Below are 21,755 nucleotides of genomic sequence, written 5' to 3' on the forward strand. Positions count from 1 at the left end.
CTTTTTTTAATATAGAACCAGTGTTCTTACATAGTTTCTTCTGCATCTAAAAGAGCAAAGAATTTATCTAAGTTTGGCAAAATAATAATTTTTGTTCTTCTATTTAATGCCATATTTTCTTTAGAATCGTTCTCAACTAAAGGTAAATAACTACTTCTACCAGAGGCTATTAACTGAGAAGGGTCAACATCATAATCTTTCTGTAATTTACGTACAATTGATGTTGCACGCTTAACACTAAGATCCCAATTGTCCGTAACCATTGGCGTATTTATAGTTCTAGAATCTGTATGACCTTCGACCATAACTTCCATACTTGGCTCTGACTTTATAACATCCGCCAATTTGGTTAAAATTTTGTTTGCTTTACTGCTTACATTATAACTAGCTGTATTAAATAATAGTTCGTCTGATATATTAATCATTACGACGGTCTTATCAATACTTACATCAATATCTTCACCTTCTTCAGAAATTGATTGCTTCAATTTATAAGAAACTGCCAAATTCATTGAATCTTGTATGGTTTTAGCACCGGCTAATTTTGCTGGATCTACATTTTTCAATGTATTTCTCATTTTTGCCTTTGTATTATTGCTCATTACAGCAACATCATCAACACTTGTAAACTGGCTATCATTTAATTCCTTTAACGAATTGATTTTAGAGTTATACTCTTCTACACGAGCTTCGATTCTAGTCATTTGAGACTGTAAATCTTCTTTCTCAACTTGTGTTTTTTGTAATGCACTCTGGGTTTGAGATAAATTATCTTCTAATGCAACATATTTCTTTTTAGAAACACATGAAGTTAAAAGTACTACTGATAAAAAGGCAACTAAGGATAATCTTTTCATTTTGTTCTCTTTTAATTAATATTAGTGTAATCGGTTTAATATACGTGGCATATCGATAAACGGACGTTTTTAAATAGCTATGCTCATGCAAAAACAGAAATTTCAGCTTTCAATAAAATGAGTATCAACAAGTTATTAAGTTCAATTTCGAGCAAAAAAAAAGAAGCGTTTTCACGCTTCTTTCTAAATTTTAAAGTGATTTGGTTATTCGCAGCCACCTGTAAAACCATTGGCATTAAACTTGGTTTGTACAGCACCTTGTCTGGAACCTGTATTTATTTCTATAGCTAAATTGTTTTCACCGCTACCGTCTCTTTTAGGGCTACAGTATTCAAATAAATAGAAACTATTAGCTCTTTCGGAAACTTTCTCGGAAATGTCTCTAAAGGTTCTTTCCAATTCATCTTTATTCTGGGCAAAAACACTTGCCGTTTTACCTATTGCAGATAATACTTCTGTATCAATTTCTCCTCCTAAACCAATACTAAAGAAAGAAATATTTGCATTGGCATCTTTTACTTTTTTTAAGGCCGAATCTTCTGTAAAACGAGAAGCTTGGTCTGTTCCATCGGTAAAAATTACAACAGAAGCTGCACCAATTTTACCACCAGCTGTAGATTTTTGAACCAAATCTGAAGCAATATCGGTCGATTTTATTACGGCTCCATATAAATCCGTAGATGGGTCATTACTAATATCATTAGTAATACCATCAATTGCATCTTTTAATTCTGTTCTTGAAGAAGTCAATTCGTTTAATAAATGTAATTCATCCTCTCCATCGAACCAATAAATGGCCATCTTAACAGATTCCTGGGTAGTACTAGGCATTACGGCATCTATAAAACTTGATGATGCTAATTTCAATTCATCTAAACTACTGCTAAGTACACTATTACTTAAATCTAAAACAAGTAATGTATTATTAGAAAATATTTGAGAATTAGGAGAAATTCGTGCTGAAGATTCTGATGTTGAAATCGTTTTAAAACAATCATCATTTCTACCTTGCTCGTATATTGTAAACTGATTTGCTGTTAAACCCGGTACAGGATTACCATCAGTGTCGGACACTCTAAAGAAAATAGATACTTTTCCTGGTAGTGTAGTATATTGTTCTTGAATTGATAAAACTAATTCGCCTTCATCTAACCCTAAACAATCATCTACTGTTGTTCCTTTTCCTAAGCCGTCACCGCCGCCAGTATTCAGATTTAGATTAATATCGTCATCGGCATTTCCACAAGAAACTAGTAAAGTCAGCACAAAAAATACGCCGAACGTCTTCATAAATTTTTTCATATTCAATTATTATAGGTTCATTTAGCAGAACGGACAAAGTTTATTTAAATTATAGGGATGAATAAAATAAATGTTAAAGATTGTTAAAGCAAATCTAGTATTACACATAAAATGTTCAAATACCCTATATTTCGGTAGGCTGAAAGACTGTAAACGAATTATGTATTTAGCATAATTTGGCTATTTTAGATAAAAAGTAGGAGTAAAATATGACTCACGAATTCAAAAATATCATAACTGAATATATAAATGCTAAAAACACCAATTTAAAATGTGTGTTGGCTACTGTAGTGGATTTAGATGGTTCTTCATATAGAAGACCGGGAGTTCGTATGCTTATTCGCGAAGATAATGTAATGATAGGTGCTGTAAGTGGTGGGTGTGTTGAGAAAGAGGTATTGTTTCAAGCACAATCGGTTTTTGAAAAACAAACTTCAAAATTAATGACTTATGATGGTAGGTATAGACTTGGCTGTGAAGGGATTCTTTATATTTTACTAGAACCTTTTGCGCCAAGTGAAACTCTTGTCATTGAATTTAATAAGGTGATTGAGAATAGGCAATCTTTTATTTTAGAAACAGCATATCAAAAAGAATATGGCGATTTACCTGGTTATGGGACGTTTATAACACTTGACGCTAAATCATTTTCATTTAACGGTAGTACTGTAGAACAAATGGCAGCAAAGTGTTTTAAGCAAACCATGCCTCCTTGCCAAAGATTATTGTTAATTGGGGGTGAGCACGATGCCGTAATATTGGCCTATTTTGGTTTAAGTATGGGATGGGAAGTACATGTTGCAGTAACCCCAAAGGAGGACAAAAATATCAATGATTTTCCCGGGATAGATGCTTTGTTGAACTACGAACCAGAAAATTTCCCTGTGATGGATATTGATACTAATACCGCTGTTTTGTTAATGACGCATAGCTATGTAAAAGATTTAAAATATTTGACTGTGCTGAAAAAAAGTAAACCCGCCTACTTAGGTATTTTGGGTCCTACCAGACGTAGAGAAAAACTACTATCCGCATTACTTGAACATGATATGGATATAGATATGGATTTTATAGAAAATATTCACGGTCCTGCTGGTTTGCATATTGGTGCCGAAACACCCCAGGAAATAGCTATCTCTATTCTGGCTGAAATTTTAACCGTAATTAGAAAAACAGAACCTATGATGTTGAAAGACAAACTGAAACAAATACATCATTGAAAACAGAACAACATATTGCTGTTCTAATTATGGCCGCGGGAGCGTCTAAACGCATGGATGGTATTAAGCAATTGATGCCTTGGAAAGATTCTAATTTTTTACTGGAGACTATAAAAACAGTTCAACGGAGTAAGGCAAATTCTCTATACGTAGTATTAGGCTCAAACGCTGAATTTATTATGTCTGAATGTCATTTAATTAAAAAAGGGATTGCTATTATAGTCAACCCTAATTGGAATAACGGACTTGGTGATAGTATTGCATACGGAGTTAAAGTACTACTTGAACAACAACATAATTTAAAAGGAATTTTAATTTGTTTAGCCGATCAACCTTTACTCACCTATAATTACCTGGACACTTTAATTCATCAGTCAAAAAAACATCCTTCAAAAATTATAGCAACATATTATGGAAAAAGGGTAGGAGTGCCTGCATTGTTTCCTAAATTGCTATTTAAAGATTTGTCCGTTCTTAAAGGAGACTCTGGTGCTAAAGAACTTTTAAATAATGGGCTTAAGGCTATTATTACTTTAGACGCAGAAAACCAAACGTTAGACATAGACACCAAAGAAGAATACAATCAATTATTATCAACAATTAATAATACGTACAACCATTAACATGACAAAAAATAAATCGGTAGTTATAATTACAATTTTTTTACTTGTGGCATTACCTCTTTTTGCACAGGATATGGGTTTTGAAGAATACAATCCGAAATCAACCTTAGTAGTACCTGGAGCAGAAATAACCAAAGCAAAGTTTCCTTTTATTGATGTACATAGCCACCAAAGGGATATGTCCGTAGAAGCTTTAAATGGGTTGATTTTACATATGGATGCTATGAATGAAGCCATTATGGTGAATTTAAGTGGTGGTTCTGGGAAAAACCTTAAAGAGAAAGTGGTAAATATTGAAAAAAGTTTCCCAAATAGATTTGTTGTTTTTGCTAATGTAGATTTTGAAGGAGCAAAAGATATGGAATGGGGAGAACAAGCAGCTGCCCGATTAGAAGAAGATATTAAGAATGGCGCTAAGGGATTAAAGATTTTTAAAAGTCTTGGATTACGAAATAAGGATGTAGATGGCAATCGGTTGGCGATAGATGATCCTCGTTTAGACCCTATTTGGGCAAAATGTGCCGAAATGGGAGTGCCTGTTTTAATACACGCAGCTGATCCAAAGTCTTTTTGGGACGAAATGGATGCCGATAATGAACGTTGGCTGGAATTGAAAACACACCCCAGAAGAAAACGTTCAGCAACAGATCCGGCCCCGTTTGAGCAAATTATTCAAGAACAGCATAATGTGTTTAAAAAGCATCCTAACACTAAGTTTATTAATGCACATATGGGTTGGCATGCCAATAACCTTGAAAAACTTGGGGAGCTATTAGATGAAATGCCAAATATGAATGTTGGTATTTCTGCAATTATCGCAGAACTAGGGAGGCAGCCGCAGAATGCAAGAGCCTTCTTTATAAAATATCAAGACAGGGTGTTATTCGGTAAGGATAGTTGGAAACCAGAGGAGTTCCCGACCTATTTTAGAGTTTTGGAAAGCAACGATGAGTATTTCCCATACTATAAAAAATATCACGCATTTTGGTCTATGTACGGATTAAACTTGCCTGATAATGTATTGAAAAAACTATACTATGAAAACGCACTAAACTTAATTCCTGGTTTAGATGATTCGCTATTTAAATAGTGGTTATACTTTTTTAAGTACAACCTTTTCTTCAATTACAGGAATATCTTTTACATCTTGAAAAATACCACATGAAACTTCTTTTTTAACTAAGTTTTGTGTGGTTTTTCTTTTTGTCAATGATTCAATTTCCGGATTTAAGAACTGCATAATTTTATTTGTTTTTCATTAAAACGTACATATATACCTCATGTTGTAAGAGTTAGGCTGTTTTTACTTTTATTTAAAAAGAATTTATAGTAAATAACCTCGGGACAAGCCCGCGAGGCATTGAATTTAAAACATAATTAATATTTCGACGCAAGCGTCGGAGCATTTAAATCTCGATTATCGAGTAAAGTGTGACAAACTACATAAATTTCATACTCATAGGGAAACACGTTTTTATACAATGGATAAAGAAGAGGTCTTTACGAACTTAATACGAGAACATCAGGCGCTATTATATAAGGTGACATCAATTTACACCGATAATAAAGAAGATCGCGAAGACTTGTTTCAGGAAGTGGTCTTTCAGCTATGGAAATATTTTGATTCGTTCCGTAACGATGCAAAAGTAACCACCTGGATGTATCGTGTAGCTATGAATACGGCAATTACATTTATTAAGAAGAAAAAGAGAAGACCAGATTCTGTTCCAGTTGCAGATGTATTCATTAATCAATCTGACTATAAAGACGATGTTTATGAAGAGCGATTAAAACTACTTTATCGGCATCTACAACATTTAAACACTTTAGAAAAAGGTCTCATATTCCTCTTGCTTGAAGGTAAAAGTTATAAAGAGATAGCACAAATAACCGGACTTAGCGATAGCAACGTGGGTACTAAAATATCTCGAGTAAAAAAGAAATTAAAAACTAACATGACAAAGCAATAATCATGGAATTAGAAGAACTACAATCGGCATGGACACAATTAAGCGATGACCTAAATCATCAAAAAAAATTAACGAATAAAATAATACTAGACATGACAAAGCAGAAATATCAGAATAAATTCACCACTATTACTAAATATGAAACTTTAGGTGCTTTTGTCTGTTTTGCTATTGCATTCTTTATATTACTAAATTTTAGCAAATTAGATACTTGGTATTTACAAGTTTGTGGGATTTTAACTCTTTCATTTCTAATTATACTACCGGCAATGGTGTTAATTACCTTAAAAAAAATAAAGAATATTGATATTATAAACGGGTCTTATAAAGAAAATTTGAAGTTCTATTTGAAAACTAAGAATAGGCTTTTAAAATTACAGCAAATTGGAATAGCTGTTGGTTTTATTGGACTATTATTTATAGTGCCGGTAACCTCTAAAATCATTTCTAACAAAAATGTTTTTCTAACCAGTTTAAAAACAGAGCAATATGTGATTTTTGCTATTACGTTAATTGCTATGGTATTTTTCTGTAAATGGGCATATAACGGTTACCTTAAAGTAACACATTCTGCTCAAGAACTATTGCAAGATCTAGAGTAGTTTTTACTCAGTCAGTTTCTTTTGAACGTAATTTAAAATCAGCATCCAATTCATTTTTAATAGGAGGGAAGCGGTAGGTACATTGTTATCCGCAATAGCAGATATTATGGAATCATGTTGATTATCTGATTTATTATAGAAGGAATCATCATTTGTAAAGGCACGTTCATAAAAGAAAATACGTGTCTTTAAATCATGTAGAATTTTAAGAGCCAAATCATTTTTATAGCCTTTGGTCAACAATTTATGGAATTCTAAATCTGCTTGTATTCTTGAAATAGCATCTGTGGCATTTTCAAATACTTCTTGCTGTTTCTTGAGTTCAACAATATGTTCTTCGGTAAATTCAGAGTTTTCAATTGCCATTACCTCTAAGTTAGCAACCAGCTCATATAAGTCTTCGGCTTCCTTTACATCCAAATCAGCGATTATAAAACCTCTGTTGGGAACTGCTTTTATAATATGGGACTGTTGTAATTGGGTCAATGCTTCTCGTATTGGAGTAACGCTAACATTTAACTTACGAGATAGAGCGGCTAAATTTATGGTTTTTCCTATACTTAGCTTTCCTGTTATCATTTCTGACAATAAATAATCTCGGACTTGATCTCTTAAATTCAACTTTATCAACATACGTCAAATATAATATATCGTATACGATTATAACTTTTGTAATTAATACTTTATTGCGTATAAACCATTAAATTTTGTTCTTTAAATCAATAATATAAGGGCATTTTTGACGTTTTACATTCAAACCCCATAACTTATAAAAAATGAAGAATTTAATATCTTTTTTTAAAAAATCGTTACTTCTAGTTTCAACCCTATTATTAGTAATCAGTTGTAGTGATGATGATACAACAAAGGAAGAGGTATCATTAACACAAACAGAGCTTAAAGCAATGCTAGAAACAGATGATATTACTGGCGGTATAGATTTGGCATTATACGATTTATATACTAATACGGGCAGTTCTGGAAAAACAATGAGTAATGAATGTTACAGTGCGGTATACTCAGACACAGGTTATGTTGCGACTTTTAACAATTGTGTGTTAAATGGAACTGAAAATGTGAATGGTACGTTATCTGTTACCTACAATCAACAGGGTGAAACCGGTTCTTTCACAGCAAGTTATGTTGATTTTTATGTTGGAGAAATTAAAATAAATGGCTCTAGGTCATTTACATTTAGTACCAATTCCAATGATAGTTCTATTACATTTCAAGTCACTAGTGAAATGACAGTAGAAAAAGAAGATGGCTCAATTATTTCTGATAATGGCACAAAATCTACTACCATTGCATTTGGTAACACTACTTCATATAGTATATCAGGAAGTTGGACCGTTGTTTTTGAAGGGAATACGTATAATGTAACCGTAAATAACCCATTAACAAGTGAAGTTACGTGTAATTATGTGTCTAGTGGTGATATGGATGTTTCTAAAAACGGACTTTCTGTAAACGTAGATTTTGGCGATAGCACATGTGATAATGTTGCTATAATGACCTATCCAAATGGAGTAAAGGAAGAAATTGTATTAAAAGATTAATATCTTTTGAATGTAATATAAATTAGAAAGGATAAGATTGTTTGATCTTATCCTTTTTTGCTAATACAGTGAAACGAAATTAGTAGTTTCTTCTAATTCTTTCCCTAAAATTAAATTTATTTAGAAAGACGCTCAATTTTATATTCAATTGAAGTTAATGTGTGTGATTTCTAGATGCTACCCATTGTACCCGTTTACTGTTTTTAAAACTAGAAAAGAATGTATTTCTTCTGGTTTCTGTCGGTGTGTTTCTGATAAAAGTTCTCATGATATTTGTTTTTATAGGGTGATTAGCCCTGTGATTGATGATTATTTTAAATGGAGTAATTAATGTGTGTGATTTCTAGATGCTACCCATTGTACCCGTTTACTGTTTTTAAAACTAGAAAAGAATGTATTTCTTCTGGTTTCTGTCGGTGTGTTTCTGATAAAAGTTCTCATGATATTTGTTTTTATAGGGTGATTAGCCCTGTGATTGATGATTTTTTTTTAAATGGAGTAATTAATGCGTGTGGTTTCTAGATGCTACCCATTGTACCCGTTTACTGTTTTTAAGACTAGAAAAGAATGTATTTCTTCTGGTTTCTGTTGGTGTGTTTCTGATAAAAGTTCTCATACTATTTGTTTTTATGGAGTGATTAGCTCCGTGATTGATGATTAGTTTTGATTAAAGTTTTTAATGTGTATAATTCCTTGATACTACCCATTGTATTCGCTTACTGTTCTTAAAACTTGTAAAAAATGTATTTCTTCTAGTTTCTGTTGCTGTATTTCTAATAAATGTTTTCATGATGTTTAATTTATAATTGATGATTAATAGTTTTCTTATATTAACAAGACGAGTATATTTTAATTTTGTTACAGTACTATGCATAAAAAGGTACTATTTTTAACATAATTTTAAAATAGTATTGCATAATTATTTGATTTTCAATTAATTGTATTCTTGTTAATTATACACATTTTAACAATGTATTTTTAAATTTAAAATAGTTATAACTTTGCTATAGGGGAGTAGATGAATGTTTTACAGTACAAAAACATCATTTTTATTAAAAACCTATAGTATAGTATTATAGGTTGTTTATTTTAAAAAAAATATTAAAATAAGAATGATGGTTTGATACACGTATATATTTTATATTCCGATTACAAATCATATCTTTGTACAACTTTTAAAGGGATGCAGATGATTCTTGCAATGACCTTACAACGAATGAAGTCATAGCGTACTAAAGAAACCTACCATTCGTTATACACGTCACCACGTATTTCAATTCCTTTACAGTAAAATTTATAGTATTATCATTAAAATTTCGAATGGCAAAATCACAACAGACATTTAATAAAACTGAAAAAGAAAAGAAGCGCTTAAAGAAGCGTGAAGAAAAAAAGAAAAAAATGCTTGCCCGTAAAGCAGCTGCAAAAGAAAATGGTACATCAGGTATTCCACTTGCATATGTAGACTTTAACGGTAATTTGGTAGATACTCCACCAGATCCTTCAATGAAAGTTGAAGTAGAAGCTGAAGACATTGTTCTTGGTATTCCTAAAAAGGAAGAAGGAGATGTAGAAGAGTTTGACCCAGTAAGAAACGGCAAAGTCTCATTTTTCGATACTTCAAAAGGTTTTGGATTCATTATCGATTCTGAAAATAATGAGAAATATTTCGTTCACGTAAGCGGCCTTATTGACGAAATAATGGAAAATGACAAGGTGGCTTACGAGCTAGAAAAAGGTATGAAAGGCATGAATGCCGTTCGTGTAAAAAAAATATAGTACCAAAATATTTTGAATGGCAAAAATGCAACGGAACACCATTTTGGTAGTATTGTCATTTTTTGCCATTTATTTTATTTGGGGATCAACTTATTTGTGGAATAAAATTGCTGTTACTGAATTACCTGCCTTTATGTTAGCAGGAATACGTTTTGTAATTGCAGGTAGTTTAATATTCATTATTTCCAAATTATTAGGGTTTCCATTAAAAATTTCCAAAAAACAATTTAAAAATACATTTATTGCCGGCTTTTTATTCCTAACCTTTGGTAACGGAGTAGTGGTTTGGGCTTTAAAGTTTGTCGATAGTAGTTTTGCTGCCTTAGAAGTGTCCGCACAGCCTTTGGTGGTTTTACTAATGATGCGCTTACTCCAGGGTAAAAAAATACAACCAATGTCTATTATTGGTGTATTTTTAGGAATAACTGGTATTTTTCTATTAGTTGGTCAACAAGAGATTATTGCTCAAGAAGGTGCTGTTTTAGGGATGGTTCTCATTTTTGTTTGTATGCTTAGTTGGTCTTATGGCAGCTTATTTGTTGGTAAAGCCGATCTTCCTTCCAATTTCTTTGTTAATACAGGATACCAAATGTTATCTAGCGGTCTTTCTTTACTAATCGTTAGTACTTTACTAGGTGAAACTTGGTCATCACCACATACTTGGAGTTCTCCAGTAATTTGGTCAATGGCATTACTTATTTTTTTAGGTAGTATTGTTACGTTTACTGCATTCAATTATTTGTTAAGAATTGTTTCCCCTGAAAAAGTTGCAACTTCTTCTTATGTAAACCCTATAATAGCCATGATTTTAGGATGGTATTTTTTAAATGAAGAAATTACCTTACAATCAGTAATAGCTTCATTTATTTTGTTAACGGGTGTATATTTTATTAACACTAAAAAGCAACTGACAATTTTTTCCCGCTTTACTGGAAAACGTATACCTAAGAAAATGGTTGATTAATTGTTGTTGAAATTACTTGGGAAACTTTCAATTGCCCAAGTGTAAAATTTCCAATACGTATTCTAATTAAACGAACTGTAGGGTACCCAACCGATGCCGTCATTTTTCTAACTTGTCTAAACTTTCCTTCTGTAATAGTAATACGAATCCAAGAGGTTGGTCTATGTCTTCCAATTCGTAATGATGGATGAGCATCTGGTAATTCTGGAGGCTTATTTAATAACTTAACTTTACACGGTTTTGTTAAATAAGTTTTGCCAAATATTCCAATATTTACACCATTAGACAGTTGTAGAACGCTTTCTGGAGTTATTAATCCGTCTAACTGAACCAGGTATTCTTTTTCTATTCCTGAGCTATTAATCGTATCACTTAGTTTACCATCTGTAGTCATTAATAATAATCCTTCTGACTTCTCGTCTAAACGACCCACTGGCATTATTCCTTTTGGAAAATTATATAGCTCGCTCAAAAACCGTTTTTTACGTAATTGTCGATCTTCCCCCGAAGACATTTGACTCAAAAATCCGAATGGTTTATGTACTAAAAAATGATGATGTTCCATGTTTATACTATAATTGGTCAATAATCGCTTACCAATGGTCGCAAAAGATACCCTTTTTAACCCATGAATTAGTAATCTTATAGAGAGAATGCTACCTTTGCACCCTCCAGAAAAGATTTTATGCAAGAGACTGTTTTTGAATTACAGGAAAGAAAGACCGATAAGGAACTTTATAGCTATCAACAAGGCGCAATTCAACAAATTTTTGACAAGTTCGATTCCGAACGTGACGATTACCATTTATTATACCAGTTGCCTACAGGTGGCGGTAAAACAGTTATCTTTTCTGAAATGGTAAGACAGTATTTAAAGAACCATAATAAAAAGGTTCTTGTAATGACGCACCGTATAGAACTTTGTAATCAAACTTCAAAAATGTTGACAAGCTTTGGTGTGGTAAACAAAGTTGTAAATAGTAAAGCTAATTTAGATGACCAAGAACGCTATAGCTGCTATGTAGCCATGGTTGAAACCTTAAATAACAGGCTTAATGACGGTCATTTAGATATATCCGACGTAGGCCTTGTAATTATTGATGAGGCGCATTACAATTCATTTACCAAACTTTTCAAGTTTTTTGAAAACTCCTTTGTTTTGGGCGTAACGGCAACACCGTTAAGCTCTAACAAAGACTTGCCAATGAATAAAAACTATGATGAACTTATACCAGGGGAATCTATAGAAAATTTAATTGCCAATGATTTCTTGGCAAGGGCAGAGGTATTTCAATATGATATGGGATTAACATCCCTGGAAATTGGATCTAACGGTGATTATACCGTAAAATCGTCGGCTGACTTATATACGAGTCCGGCAATGCTAAGCAAACTTTTAGAAGCGTACACCAAACATTCTAAAGGTAAAAAGACATTAATTTTCAATAATGGTATAGAAACCTCTATTCAGGTATACCATACTTTTCAAGCGGCAGGTTTAAATATAATGCACCTTGATAATACTGCTACGAAAAAGCAGCGTAAACAAATTTTAAAATGGTTTAGAGAAACTCCGGATGCTATTTTAACATCGGTAAGTATTTTAACTACAGGTTTCGATGAACCTACTATTGACACTATTATTCTTAACAGAGCAACAAAATCACTTACCCTTTATTACCAAATGATCGGTAGGGGGTCTAGGGTTTTGAATAATAAATCGAAGTTTACGGTGATTGATTTAGGTAATAACTTATACAGATTTGGACCTTGGGGTGCAGATTTAGATTGGGGTGCCATATTCAAGTCTCCTAATTTCTACATGGATCGCATTCGTGATGATGAGGATATTGAAATGGATTTTAAGCTTGACTTATCTGACGAGGTCAAAGAAGAGTTTAAAAATTCTAAGGAAACCTATTTCGATATAAAAGAAACCTACGAAACAGCAACATTTGCGGGCGAATCTTCTAAAGTTGTTTTAGAAAGGTCCATTGCTCAACATGCGTATATTTGTATTGAAAATAGTGAAGATGTCTACGACGCTTTAGCTTTAGCTAAACTGTTAAAAGAAGACATTGATAATCGAATCCATGTATACGGAAAGTGTATAAGTAAGAGCACGTATAATTTCCTGAGCTGGTTAAAAGATGATTATCAAAAGAAGCTAAACGCTTATTTACGTGAAAATTTTGATACGGTATTTGAAGATATTCACGGGTATCCGCCGGAAGATTAATTTAAACATATACTTTTCAATTTCATTATAAATTTTAAAACTAAAAAGGGCTGTTCTTAAATGAACTGCCCTTTTTAGTTAAAGCCAAATAATATTATTCTACAATAAGATTATACTGTGGCGTTGGGTTCAAAGGACAGAAATAAACATATTCTCCTTTTTCTAATTTCGTTTCTTTAGAATGACCCACCGTGTTATTCTTGACCGCCGCAGTTACATATGCAGTCTGAATATGGTTTTCTGGTTTAGAGGCATCTTTACCTTTTTTCACCAATACTAAACCAACATCTTTACCAACGTTGTTGTTCGCAACATCAAATACATAAGTTCCTTCGCTAACCGTAATTGATTTTTGGGTAAACTCACCAGATGTTTGCTCTAGGGCTATTTTCTTTACGGGATGCTTCATTATTTTATCTTGAGCGTTTGCGCTAAATGAGAATGCCAATACGATAACTAAAATTGATACTACTTTTTTCATGTGTTTTAAATTTAATGAGCTTTTGCTCTAATGGATAGATTAATACTAAATGTTTGTAAAATTGTATTTATAAAGAAACTGCTTCAGGAAAATCAACTGGTACCTGTGTAGTACTATGTATGTAGTTCGATATTGTTTTGTCGCCTACCAATGAAATAGTGTCAATTAAATTGGCTTTTGTGTACCCCTCGGCAAAATAGTTTTCTAAAATGTTTTCATCTGTACGACCTCTGTTTTCAGTGATGTTTTTGGCTAATTGTGCTAAAGCATCTAATTTAGAATCAAACGACGCTTTTCCTGCTCTTAGTTCAAGAATTTGTTCATCATTAAATCCGTTCATTTTACCAATGACTGTGTGGGCAGATAAACAATAGATACAGTTGTTAACTTGACTAACGGCTAGGTTAACCACTTCTTTTTCTTTAGCAGATAATGAACTTTTTGCATTGGCGAAATTCAAATAGTTTTCTAATGCGGTATCGCTATTGGCATAGGTTGCATATAAGTTTGGGACAAATCCCAATGCTTTTTTAAGATTATCGAAAATTGCTTGATTGTTTTCGCTTACTTCTTCTCTTGTGGGTACAATAAATGTGCTCATGTTTTTTTTTATTTATTAAATTTTATTGTTAAAATTATTTGGTACAAAGGTATATTCGCAACAATGTCCTGATTATGTAGGGACTTCCTGACTACATGTCAATTTTTCCTTTATAAAAGTGAACCGAATGTTTTTGTTAATCTAGAAGATTTATGAGAATCACAGTAGTAGTCCGAAATATGATTATGCTCGCAATGTTTTTCAGTATTGATAGCACTATTAATTTCCGTTTTTTTTGATGTAAATATTTCTATTAAATTAAAGATTGATTTGTGCTTTAAGTTCATGTCTTTGCTATTTTAGTTCTACACTACAAAGATCTAGATATTGTCAATCTTAAAACGGGCAATATCACCCAAGGTGTTGTCGATATTTCCCTAAAATGATTTTTTGAGTTGTTTTTTAAATTCTGATGGAGATTGTTGTGTTTGGTTTTTAAATAAACGACTTAAGTGCGAGGCATCATCAAAACCAATTTCATATGCTATTTCTTTTGCAGTCTTATCGGTATAGATAAGTAATCGTTTTGCTTCAAGAATAATACGTTCATGAATTATTTGTAGGGGAGTGGTATTAAATTTTGAGAATGTATTGGAGAGTGTTTTTGGAGATTTAAATAATTTGTCTGCATAGAACGAAACTGAATGTTCTGACTTGTAATACTCTTCAACCAATAAATTGAATCCTCTTAGTAAATCTACTTTTACATCATTGTTAGCTTCACTGAATCCTTCCTTAGCTTTAAGTAATCTTGTGCTAATAATCATAAAACGAGCCATTAACATGCGTAGCATTTCAGCTTGTATCGTATCCTCAGTTTCTAATTCATCTACAAATACTTCGTGGAGCGTATCGAATTTTCTTTCTTCTTTATCTCCTAAATCTATAACAGGTATATGTGCATTACCAAAAAACAGTAATCCCGCACAGCTTACTTCTTGGTCGTGATCTTTAATGCAATAAAACTCTCGGTTAAATTGATATACAATTAAATTTTCACCTTCAGTATAATGCAAAAACTGAATTGGGGTCAAAGCCAATAAACTATGTTCAGAAATAATATAAGGAACTCCATCTACTTCTATATGCGCTTTTTGAGTAGTAGTTCTTATAAAAATATAGATTCCGGCTTGCTTGGGTTTCCTATAAGATTCCAATAATAACTCATTACCAATTTTTAGTAATCCACCAGTACCAAAATCTTTAAAAACTTCTTGCATGATGCCTTGGTCAAAAAAAAAGATGATTCATTACAGCCCTTGAGGCATTCAATTTTAATATTTATTTTTCTTTAGTTTAAGCATAATTATATTTATCGTAATACTGATGAAGGAATATTAGTACAATTAATCTAATAATTCTATAAAAATTAAGTTATAGTATTAGTTTTAAGCAATCAACCATAACAACCACTGCATGCGTACCTTACTCAGTTGCATTCTTTTTTTATGCATTACCCTTAGCTATTCTCAATCTGAATTTATAACTACTTGGAAAACAGATAATCCAGGGTCAACTGCACCAAATAGCATAGTCATACCAACATATCCAGGAGAAACTTATGACTACACCGTTGACTGGGGTGATGGGACTATTGAATCAAATTTGACAGATAATGCAATTCATACTTATGCTACTCCGGGAATTTATTCTGTAGCTATAAGCGGAACCTTTCCAAGAATATACTTTAATAATTCCGGTGACAAAGAGAAACTTATTTTAGTAAATCAATGGGGGTCAACAAATTGGTCTTCTATGGAGAAAGCATTTTCGGGATGTATCAACTTAGATGTAGTGGCTACTGATACACCAAATTTTTTAGGTGTAAATGACCTTAGCTACCTTTTTAATGGGTGTACTTCCTTGGTAGGTAATAATTCTTTTTCGAATTGGAACACCTCTAATGTTAACAATATGCGTGCAGTTTTTACGGATACTGATTCTTTCAATCAGGATATTGGTTCATGGGACACTTCCGAAGTTATTAATATGGCGGAATTATTTAAAAACTCTAAATCCTTTAATCAGGATATTGGTAATTGGAATATATCTAGTGTCACTAACTTAGCAGCTACCTTTAATGGTGCCATACTGTTTAACCAGAATATAGGAAATTGGGATGTTAGCAGTGTGGAAGTCTTTTTAGGAACATTTGCTAACGCCCAAAATTTTAATCAAAATATTGGTGATTGGGACGTGTCTGCTGCCACAGATATGGCCGGAATGTTTAGTAATGCAATTAGCTTTAACCAAGATATTGGTAGATGGGATGTATCCAAGGTGAAACGCATGATCAATATGTTCAATTTTGCCATTTCTTTCAACCAGAATATTGGTTTTTGGAACGTATCAAATGTTACTAGCATGAATTCGATGTTCTATAATGCTCAAAATTTTAATCAAACGCTTTCTTATTGGAATGTATCTAATGTAGAAAATATGAATTCTATGTTTGATAGAGCCAGTAACTTTGATCAAAATTTAGGTTATTGGAATATTTCAAAAGTTACCGATTTAGAATATATGTTTTCAAATGCAGGTCTTTCTACCTATAATTATGATGCTACACTAAATGGGTGGGCACAATTACCAATCTTACAAAGTAATTTAACCTTTGATGCAGGTAATAGTAGATATTGTTTTTCAGAAACATCTAGAAATAAGTTATTGAACGATTTATCTTGGATAATAAATGATGCTGGAAAGAATTTGGATTGCAAACCGGAATTATTTACAACTTTATGGAAAACAGACAATTCAGGGTCAAGCGGTGATAATCAAATAACCATACCAACATTTTCGGGAGAAGCCTATAATTACACGGTTTATTGGGGTGATGGGACCGTAAGCTCTAATGTTACAGGTAATATTACGCATACTTATTACGAACCAGGTGCTTATCAAGTTTCAATTGAAGGAGCTTTTCCAAGAATATATTTTAACGAAACTGGTGATCGAGAAAAAATCTTAGAGGTAAAACAGTGGGGAGATGTTTCATGGAATTCTATGGAATCGGCTTTTGCTGGTTGCTCAAATTTATCTGTAGCGGCAAATGATGTACCTAACTTATCAAATACTACCAGCCTAAAAAGAATGTTTTTGAATTGTGGTTACGCTTTTGATTTCACTAGAAGTCGCGAATACAGAAACTTTAACGGTATTGAAAATTTCAATAGTTGGGATGTAAGCACTATAACAGACATGTCAAATATGTTTGATAAGTCTAGTTTTAATCAAGATATTTCTCAATGGAATGTGAGTAATGTAACCGATATATCTTATATTTTTTATAGTAGTCCTTTTAATTTCGAGGTTAGTAACTGGGATGTAAGTAGTGTTGTTAATATGCAAGGGGTTTTTGGTTCATCTAACTTTAATAAAAGTGTTAGCTCTTGGGACGTTAGCAATGTTACCAATATGGATTACATGTTCAATTCTACTAATTTTGACCAAGATATTTCATCTTGGAATGTGAGCAACGTTACCTCTATGCGTAATATGCTAAGCCAAGGTAGTTTTAATCAAGATATATCATCTTGGAATGTGAGTAATGTTTTGGATATGTCTAACATATTTGATGATAATGATTTATCAAGAGAAAATTATGATAAAATATTAATTGAATGGAGTTTATTACCAAACTTACAAAATGGAATTCAACTAGGAGCGAAAGATGTTCAATTTTGTTTGGGAAAAGATGCTAGAGATATTTTAACTACAATACATAATTGGAATATTATTGACCAGGGTGAAAATTGTGAAGAAGAACGACCTTTTGTAACAACGTGGAAAACGGACAATCCTGGTTTTTCAGATAATAATCAAATAACTATCCCTACAAATCCTAATAAAGTTTATTTGTACAATGTTGACTGGGGTGATGGTACTTTTGATATCAGTGTTACAAAGGATATTACACACACGTATGTAGAACCAGGTACATACCAGGTATCTATATCTGGTAGATTCCCTCATATTTACTTTAATAATAGCGGTGAAGATTATCCTCACCAAGCTCCCAAAAATACCTCAGATATTGAGAAGATTATTTCCATTGATCAATGGGGAACAAATCGGTGGATATCTATGGCTTTTGCCTTTGCTGGTTGTTCAAATTTAGATGTCTTGGCTACAGATATTCCAGATTTTTCTAAAGATATAGACCTTTCTTTCATGTTTTACGGATGTTCATCTCTTAAAGGTAATGAAAGTATGGAATTATGGGATTTAAGTGATATAACGATGTCAACACCCAGCATGTTTTCAGGCGCGATTCAATTTAATCAATCCCTGGGTAATTGGGATGTAAGTAATATTCGATATCTAGATAGAATGTTTGAAAATGCCATCTCGTTCAACCAAAATTTAGAAAATTGGGATATAGGAAAAGTTGAAAATATGGATGCTATGTTCAATGGTTCAGGAATTTCTATAGCAAATTATGATAGATTATTAAATGCTTGGAGTACTTTGCCTTCCTTGGTTAACAATGTTAATTTAGGGGCAGCAGACACTAATTTCTGCAATAGTACAGAAGCTAGGCAAAACCTTATAGATACATACGGTTGGCAAATTACAGATGCAGGCAATGATTGTTCTGGTACTTATTTTATCACCACTTGGAAAACAGATAATCCTGGCATTTCCGCAGATAATCAAATAACCATACCAACATTCCCAAGTGAAACTTATGATTATTCGGTAAATTGGGGAGATGGAAATATAGAATCAAATTTCATTGGTGATGCAACACATACTTATTTAACCCCTGGAACCTACCAAGTTTCAATTTCAGGTGTTTTTCCAAGAATCTTTTTTAACAATTTTGATGGTACTAGCAGTGATTCTGATAAAATAATATCTGTAGATCAATGGGGAGATATAGAATGGACTTCTATGAATAATGCATTTACCAATTGTACTAACTTAAACGTAGTAGCTATAGATATTCCTAATCTTGAAAATGTTAATTCATTAGGAGCAATGTTTAGATTTTGTGATTCTTTAATTGGTAATGAATCTTTTTCAAAATGGCAGGTCAAATCAATTAACTTCTTTGACTTTTTATTTGATGGAGCTAGTCAATTTAACCAATATATTGGAAATTGGGATGTTTCAAATGCGACCAATATGTCATATATGTTTAACAATGCTACCATTTTTGATCAAGATATTACCAATTGGGATATTAGTAATGTTGACCATATAGGGTTAATGTTTGCTAACACTAAAGCATTTAACCAACCTATAGGGAATTGGAATATGAGTAACTTAACATCATTACAAGCAATTTTTGCAGGTGCTAGTGCTTTTAATCAAGATATTTCTTCATGGGATGTAAGTAATGTAACGAATATGGAAGGCATGTTTTCAGGAGCCATTTCTTTTAATCAAGATATTAGCAATTGGGATGTTAGTAATGTTACTACAATGAATTCTATGTTTCCAGGAGCAATTTCTTTTAATTCACCTTTAAATAGTTGGGATGTAAGTTCGGTTACTGATATGACCGCAATGTTTGATGGTGCAACTTCATTTAACCGGCCTTTAAATAATTGGAATATCTCAAATGTTACGCAAATATCTTCAATGTTCGTAAATGCAACCTCCTTCAATCAACCACTTGATAATTGGGACGTTTCAAATGTAACATCTTTGGCAGGCATGTTTCTTAAAGCTTCTTCATTTAATCAAAATCTTTCAAATTGGGATATTAGTAATGTAACTTCAATAGGCGGTATGTTTAATCAAGCAATCTCATATGATCAAAATCTTGGAGATTGGGACGTAAGTAAAATAATTAACATGGACTATCTTTTCAATGGCATAGGATTGTCTTTAGATAATTATGATAAAACTTTGACCGGTTGGGCCAATTTACCATCATTACAGAATAATGTAGTTTTTGATGCGGCTAATAGTAAATATTGTGAATCAGAAAATGCAAGACAGAGTATAATTGATACTTTTGGATGGACCATAAATGATTTTGGAAAGGTTCCCTTTTGCAATGAAGACAATGATTTAGATGGAATTTTAGATCATAAAGATTCTTGTTTAGATACAAGACCAAATGTAACTGTTAATGACAATGGTTGCGAAATAATAGTGGCAAATGCAATATTGGTTTACGGTGCTTCACCAACTTGCCCAGGTGAAGCAAATGGAACTATAGAAATTTCAAGTAATTTAATTAATTATGGGTTTAATATTTCCATTGAAGGTCCGGTTTCATTTGATTATAATGAAATTTCATTAAATAATAATTTAGAAGTATCGAATCTAACCACTGGCATGTATACGGTTACCATTGCTATTCCAGATATTTCATATGTTCAAACCTACGGCATTCAAATCAACGAAGTTGATACAATTTCAGGAAAGCGTGAAAATTTAAATACTAGCGCAAAAACGGCATTGTATAATGTAGAAGGAAGTTATAATTATACAGTTGATGTAAATGGAGAATTGAAAAACTACAATTTTACATCCAATGGAGTAAATGAAATTCAACTATCAGATCTAGGAGAAATCAATACTATTTCCATTTCCGGGGAAAGTGATTGCCAAGGAAAGGTTACCGATTCGTTTGCCTTTACAGATGGATTAATTATGTATCCAACAATTACTACTGGTGAAGTATTTGTTGAAGGTTGTGATGAATCAAGTACCGTATTGGTCTATGATTTATCGGGACGTCTTGTATTTAGTAAAACACTATCACCGCAAGATTCAAATTCAATAGACATACAAGCTTTGGAAACTGGAGTTTACCCTATGGTAATTCAATCAAAAGAAAATTCAAAAACCTTTAAGATTATAAAGCAATGATATATAAAACATTAAAATATTTCACTGGTCTCGCAATGATTTTTGTATGCTTAAATTCTTGTGATAAAAGTACTTCGACAGAAACTGAAAAACAGCTAGAGAAACCCATTCCTACCAAAGCAACAGGTACTTTACCTGTTAATGGTGAACCTTGCTCGGAATTTGAACTTATACAAAATGATGATACCAAAGTCTCTATTTTATTTAAATGGAATGCTGCTCAGAATGCTATTAATTATGAACTTATGGTGTTGTTGGGCAATGAGCAAGTTGCGACAACTACTGTAGGTGGTCAAGAAGCTACAGTTACTTTGGATAAAGGTAAAACCTACACCTGGAATATAACCTCTAAAAATGAAAATGGAAATACGGTAAGCGATACGTATTCGTTTACCACCCCTGGATTATCAGATGGTAATTATGCACCTTATGTAGCTGAAATTACTACTGAGTTTGATACTGTAGAGCAAATATTAAATATAAGTTGGTTATGTACCGATGAAGACGGGGATGACTTACTTTATGATGTCGTTATCACTGAGAATGAAACCATTATTATTGATGAAACTGATTATGCAAATACCTCAATACTAGAAGTTGATTATAATAATGATACTAGTTATACAATAAAGGTTATTTCTAAAGATAGTACAGGTAATTTTTCGTTATCAGAAATAAGTGTTAGCTCTCCTGAATAGACTATAAATGGTATTAATATTTTAGACAT

General features: G+C 32.5%; 19 protein-coding genes. 11 read left to right on the forward strand and 8 right to left on the reverse strand.

Features of this window, described 5'->3' with window-relative positions:
* Positions 1–26: 26 nt before the first annotated feature.
* On the reverse strand, positions 27–857 hold the full coding sequence (locus BTR34_RS17300) for an OmpA/MotB family protein (RefSeq protein WP_068484840.1): 831 nt from the start codon (positions 855–857) through the stop codon (positions 27–29).
* Between the two features lie 204 nt (positions 858–1,061).
* A complete protein-coding gene (locus BTR34_RS17305; RefSeq protein ID WP_068484839.1) occupies positions 1,062–2,159 on the reverse strand; it encodes a vWA domain-containing protein in 1,098 nt (365 codons plus the stop codon).
* 209 nt (positions 2,160–2,368) lie between these two features.
* Here BTR34_RS17305 and BTR34_RS17310 point away from each other — a divergent pair, with 209 nt between their 5' ends.
* The 3 genes from BTR34_RS17310 to BTR34_RS17320 are packed head-to-tail and all read left to right on the forward strand — an operon-like array spanning position 2,369 to position 5,092.
* Positions 2,369–3,379, forward strand: a complete 1,011-nt coding sequence (locus BTR34_RS17310; protein WP_068484838.1) for an XdhC family protein — start codon at positions 2,369–2,371, stop codon at positions 3,377–3,379.
* Entirely contained in the window at positions 3,376–4,002 is a 627-nt protein-coding gene (locus BTR34_RS17315) for a nucleotidyltransferase family protein (protein ID WP_068484837.1), read from the forward strand. The genes BTR34_RS17310 and BTR34_RS17315 overlap by 4 nt, the downstream gene beginning before the upstream one ends.
* A gap of 1 nt (position 4,003) precedes the next feature.
* Positions 4,004–5,092, forward strand: a complete 1,089-nt coding sequence (locus tag BTR34_RS17320) for an amidohydrolase family protein (protein ID WP_068484836.1) — start codon at positions 4,004–4,006, stop codon at positions 5,090–5,092.
* 3 nt (positions 5,093–5,095) lie between these two features.
* Here the strand turns inward: BTR34_RS17320 and BTR34_RS18990 are convergent, their stop codons facing one another.
* Positions 5,096–5,242 carry a hypothetical protein gene (locus BTR34_RS18990; protein WP_197496166.1) on the reverse strand — a complete coding sequence of 49 codons (147 nt, stop codon included), beginning with the start codon at positions 5,240–5,242 and terminating at the stop codon, positions 5,096–5,098.
* Between the two features lie 241 nt (positions 5,243–5,483).
* On the opposite strand from BTR34_RS18990, the gene BTR34_RS17325 reads away from it, so the two are divergent.
* Both BTR34_RS17325 and BTR34_RS17330 read left to right on the forward strand, forming a co-directional pair.
* Positions 5,484–5,972, forward strand: coding sequence for an RNA polymerase sigma factor (locus tag BTR34_RS17325; protein ID WP_068484835.1), 489 nt, complete (start codon positions 5,484–5,486; stop codon positions 5,970–5,972).
* A 2-nt stretch (positions 5,973–5,974) separates the two neighbouring features.
* On the forward strand, positions 5,975–6,574 hold the full coding sequence (locus tag BTR34_RS17330) for a hypothetical protein (protein ID WP_068484834.1): 600 nt from the start codon (positions 5,975–5,977) through the stop codon (positions 6,572–6,574).
* 3 nt (positions 6,575–6,577) lie between these two features.
* Here the strand turns inward: BTR34_RS17330 and BTR34_RS17335 are convergent, their stop codons facing one another.
* Positions 6,578–7,207, reverse strand: a complete 630-nt coding sequence (locus BTR34_RS17335; protein WP_068484833.1) for a GntR family transcriptional regulator — start codon at positions 7,205–7,207, stop codon at positions 6,578–6,580.
* 143 nt (positions 7,208–7,350) lie between these two features.
* Between BTR34_RS17335 and BTR34_RS17340 the strand changes: the two genes are divergently transcribed.
* The 3 genes from BTR34_RS17340 to BTR34_RS17350 all read left to right on the forward strand — a co-directional run bounded on the left by BTR34_RS17340 (position 7,351) and on the right by BTR34_RS17350 (position 10,876).
* A complete protein-coding gene (locus BTR34_RS17340; RefSeq protein ID WP_068484832.1) occupies positions 7,351–8,133 on the forward strand; it encodes a hypothetical protein in 783 nt (260 codons plus the stop codon).
* A 1,320-nt stretch (positions 8,134–9,453) separates the two neighbouring features.
* Positions 9,454–9,912: a cold-shock protein gene (locus BTR34_RS17345; RefSeq protein WP_068484831.1), complete on the forward strand. Its 459-nt coding sequence runs from the start codon at positions 9,454–9,456 to the stop codon at positions 9,910–9,912.
* A gap of 16 nt (positions 9,913–9,928) precedes the next feature.
* Positions 9,929–10,876, forward strand: coding sequence for an EamA family transporter (locus BTR34_RS17350; protein WP_068484830.1), 948 nt, complete (start codon positions 9,929–9,931; stop codon positions 10,874–10,876).
* On the opposite strand, the gene BTR34_RS17355 is transcribed toward BTR34_RS17350, so the two are convergent.
* Positions 10,857–11,441, reverse strand: coding sequence for a pseudouridine synthase (locus BTR34_RS17355; RefSeq protein WP_068484829.1), 585 nt, complete (start codon positions 11,439–11,441; stop codon positions 10,857–10,859). The two genes, BTR34_RS17350 and BTR34_RS17355, sit on opposite strands and share 20 nt — an antisense overlap.
* 120 nt (positions 11,442–11,561) lie before the next feature.
* Here BTR34_RS17355 and BTR34_RS17360 point away from each other — a divergent pair, with 120 nt between their 5' ends.
* Positions 11,562–13,115, forward strand: a complete 1,554-nt coding sequence (locus tag BTR34_RS17360; RefSeq protein ID WP_068484828.1) for a DEAD/DEAH box helicase — start codon at positions 11,562–11,564, stop codon at positions 13,113–13,115.
* Positions 13,116–13,209: 94 nt separating this feature from the next.
* On the opposite strand, the gene BTR34_RS17365 is transcribed toward BTR34_RS17360, so the two are convergent.
* The 3 genes from BTR34_RS17365 to BTR34_RS17375 form a co-directional block, all read right to left on the reverse strand.
* The gene (locus BTR34_RS17365; protein ID WP_068484827.1) at positions 13,210–13,596 is read right to left on the reverse strand and encodes a hypothetical protein; all 387 of its coding nucleotides are present in this window, start codon (positions 13,594–13,596) and stop codon (positions 13,210–13,212) included.
* A 67-nt stretch (positions 13,597–13,663) separates the two neighbouring features.
* Positions 13,664–14,197 carry a carboxymuconolactone decarboxylase family protein gene (locus tag BTR34_RS17370; RefSeq protein ID WP_068484826.1) on the reverse strand — a complete coding sequence of 178 codons (534 nt, stop codon included), beginning with the start codon at positions 14,195–14,197 and terminating at the stop codon, positions 13,664–13,666.
* 377 nt (positions 14,198–14,574) lie between these two features.
* The gene (locus tag BTR34_RS17375; protein WP_068484825.1) at positions 14,575–15,417 is read right to left on the reverse strand and encodes a helix-turn-helix domain-containing protein; all 843 of its coding nucleotides are present in this window, start codon (positions 15,415–15,417) and stop codon (positions 14,575–14,577) included.
* Between the two features lie 196 nt (positions 15,418–15,613).
* Between BTR34_RS17375 and BTR34_RS17380 the strand changes: the two genes are divergently transcribed.
* Together BTR34_RS17380 and BTR34_RS17385 are read left to right on the forward strand one after the other, a co-directional pair.
* Positions 15,614–21,028 carry a BspA family leucine-rich repeat surface protein gene (locus BTR34_RS17380; protein WP_068484824.1) on the forward strand — a complete coding sequence of 1,805 codons (5,415 nt, stop codon included), beginning with the start codon at positions 15,614–15,616 and terminating at the stop codon, positions 21,026–21,028.
* The gene (locus tag BTR34_RS17385) at positions 21,025–21,726 is read left to right on the forward strand and encodes a hypothetical protein (RefSeq protein WP_068484823.1); all 702 of its coding nucleotides are present in this window, start codon (positions 21,025–21,027) and stop codon (positions 21,724–21,726) included. Before BTR34_RS17380 ends, BTR34_RS17385 begins: the two co-directional genes overlap by 4 nt.
* Positions 21,727–21,755: the final 29 nt, after the last annotated feature.

Source organism: Maribacter hydrothermalis, from assembly GCF_001913155.1.
In the GTDB taxonomy this organism is placed as follows: domain Bacteria; phylum Bacteroidota; class Bacteroidia; order Flavobacteriales; family Flavobacteriaceae; genus Maribacter; species Maribacter hydrothermalis.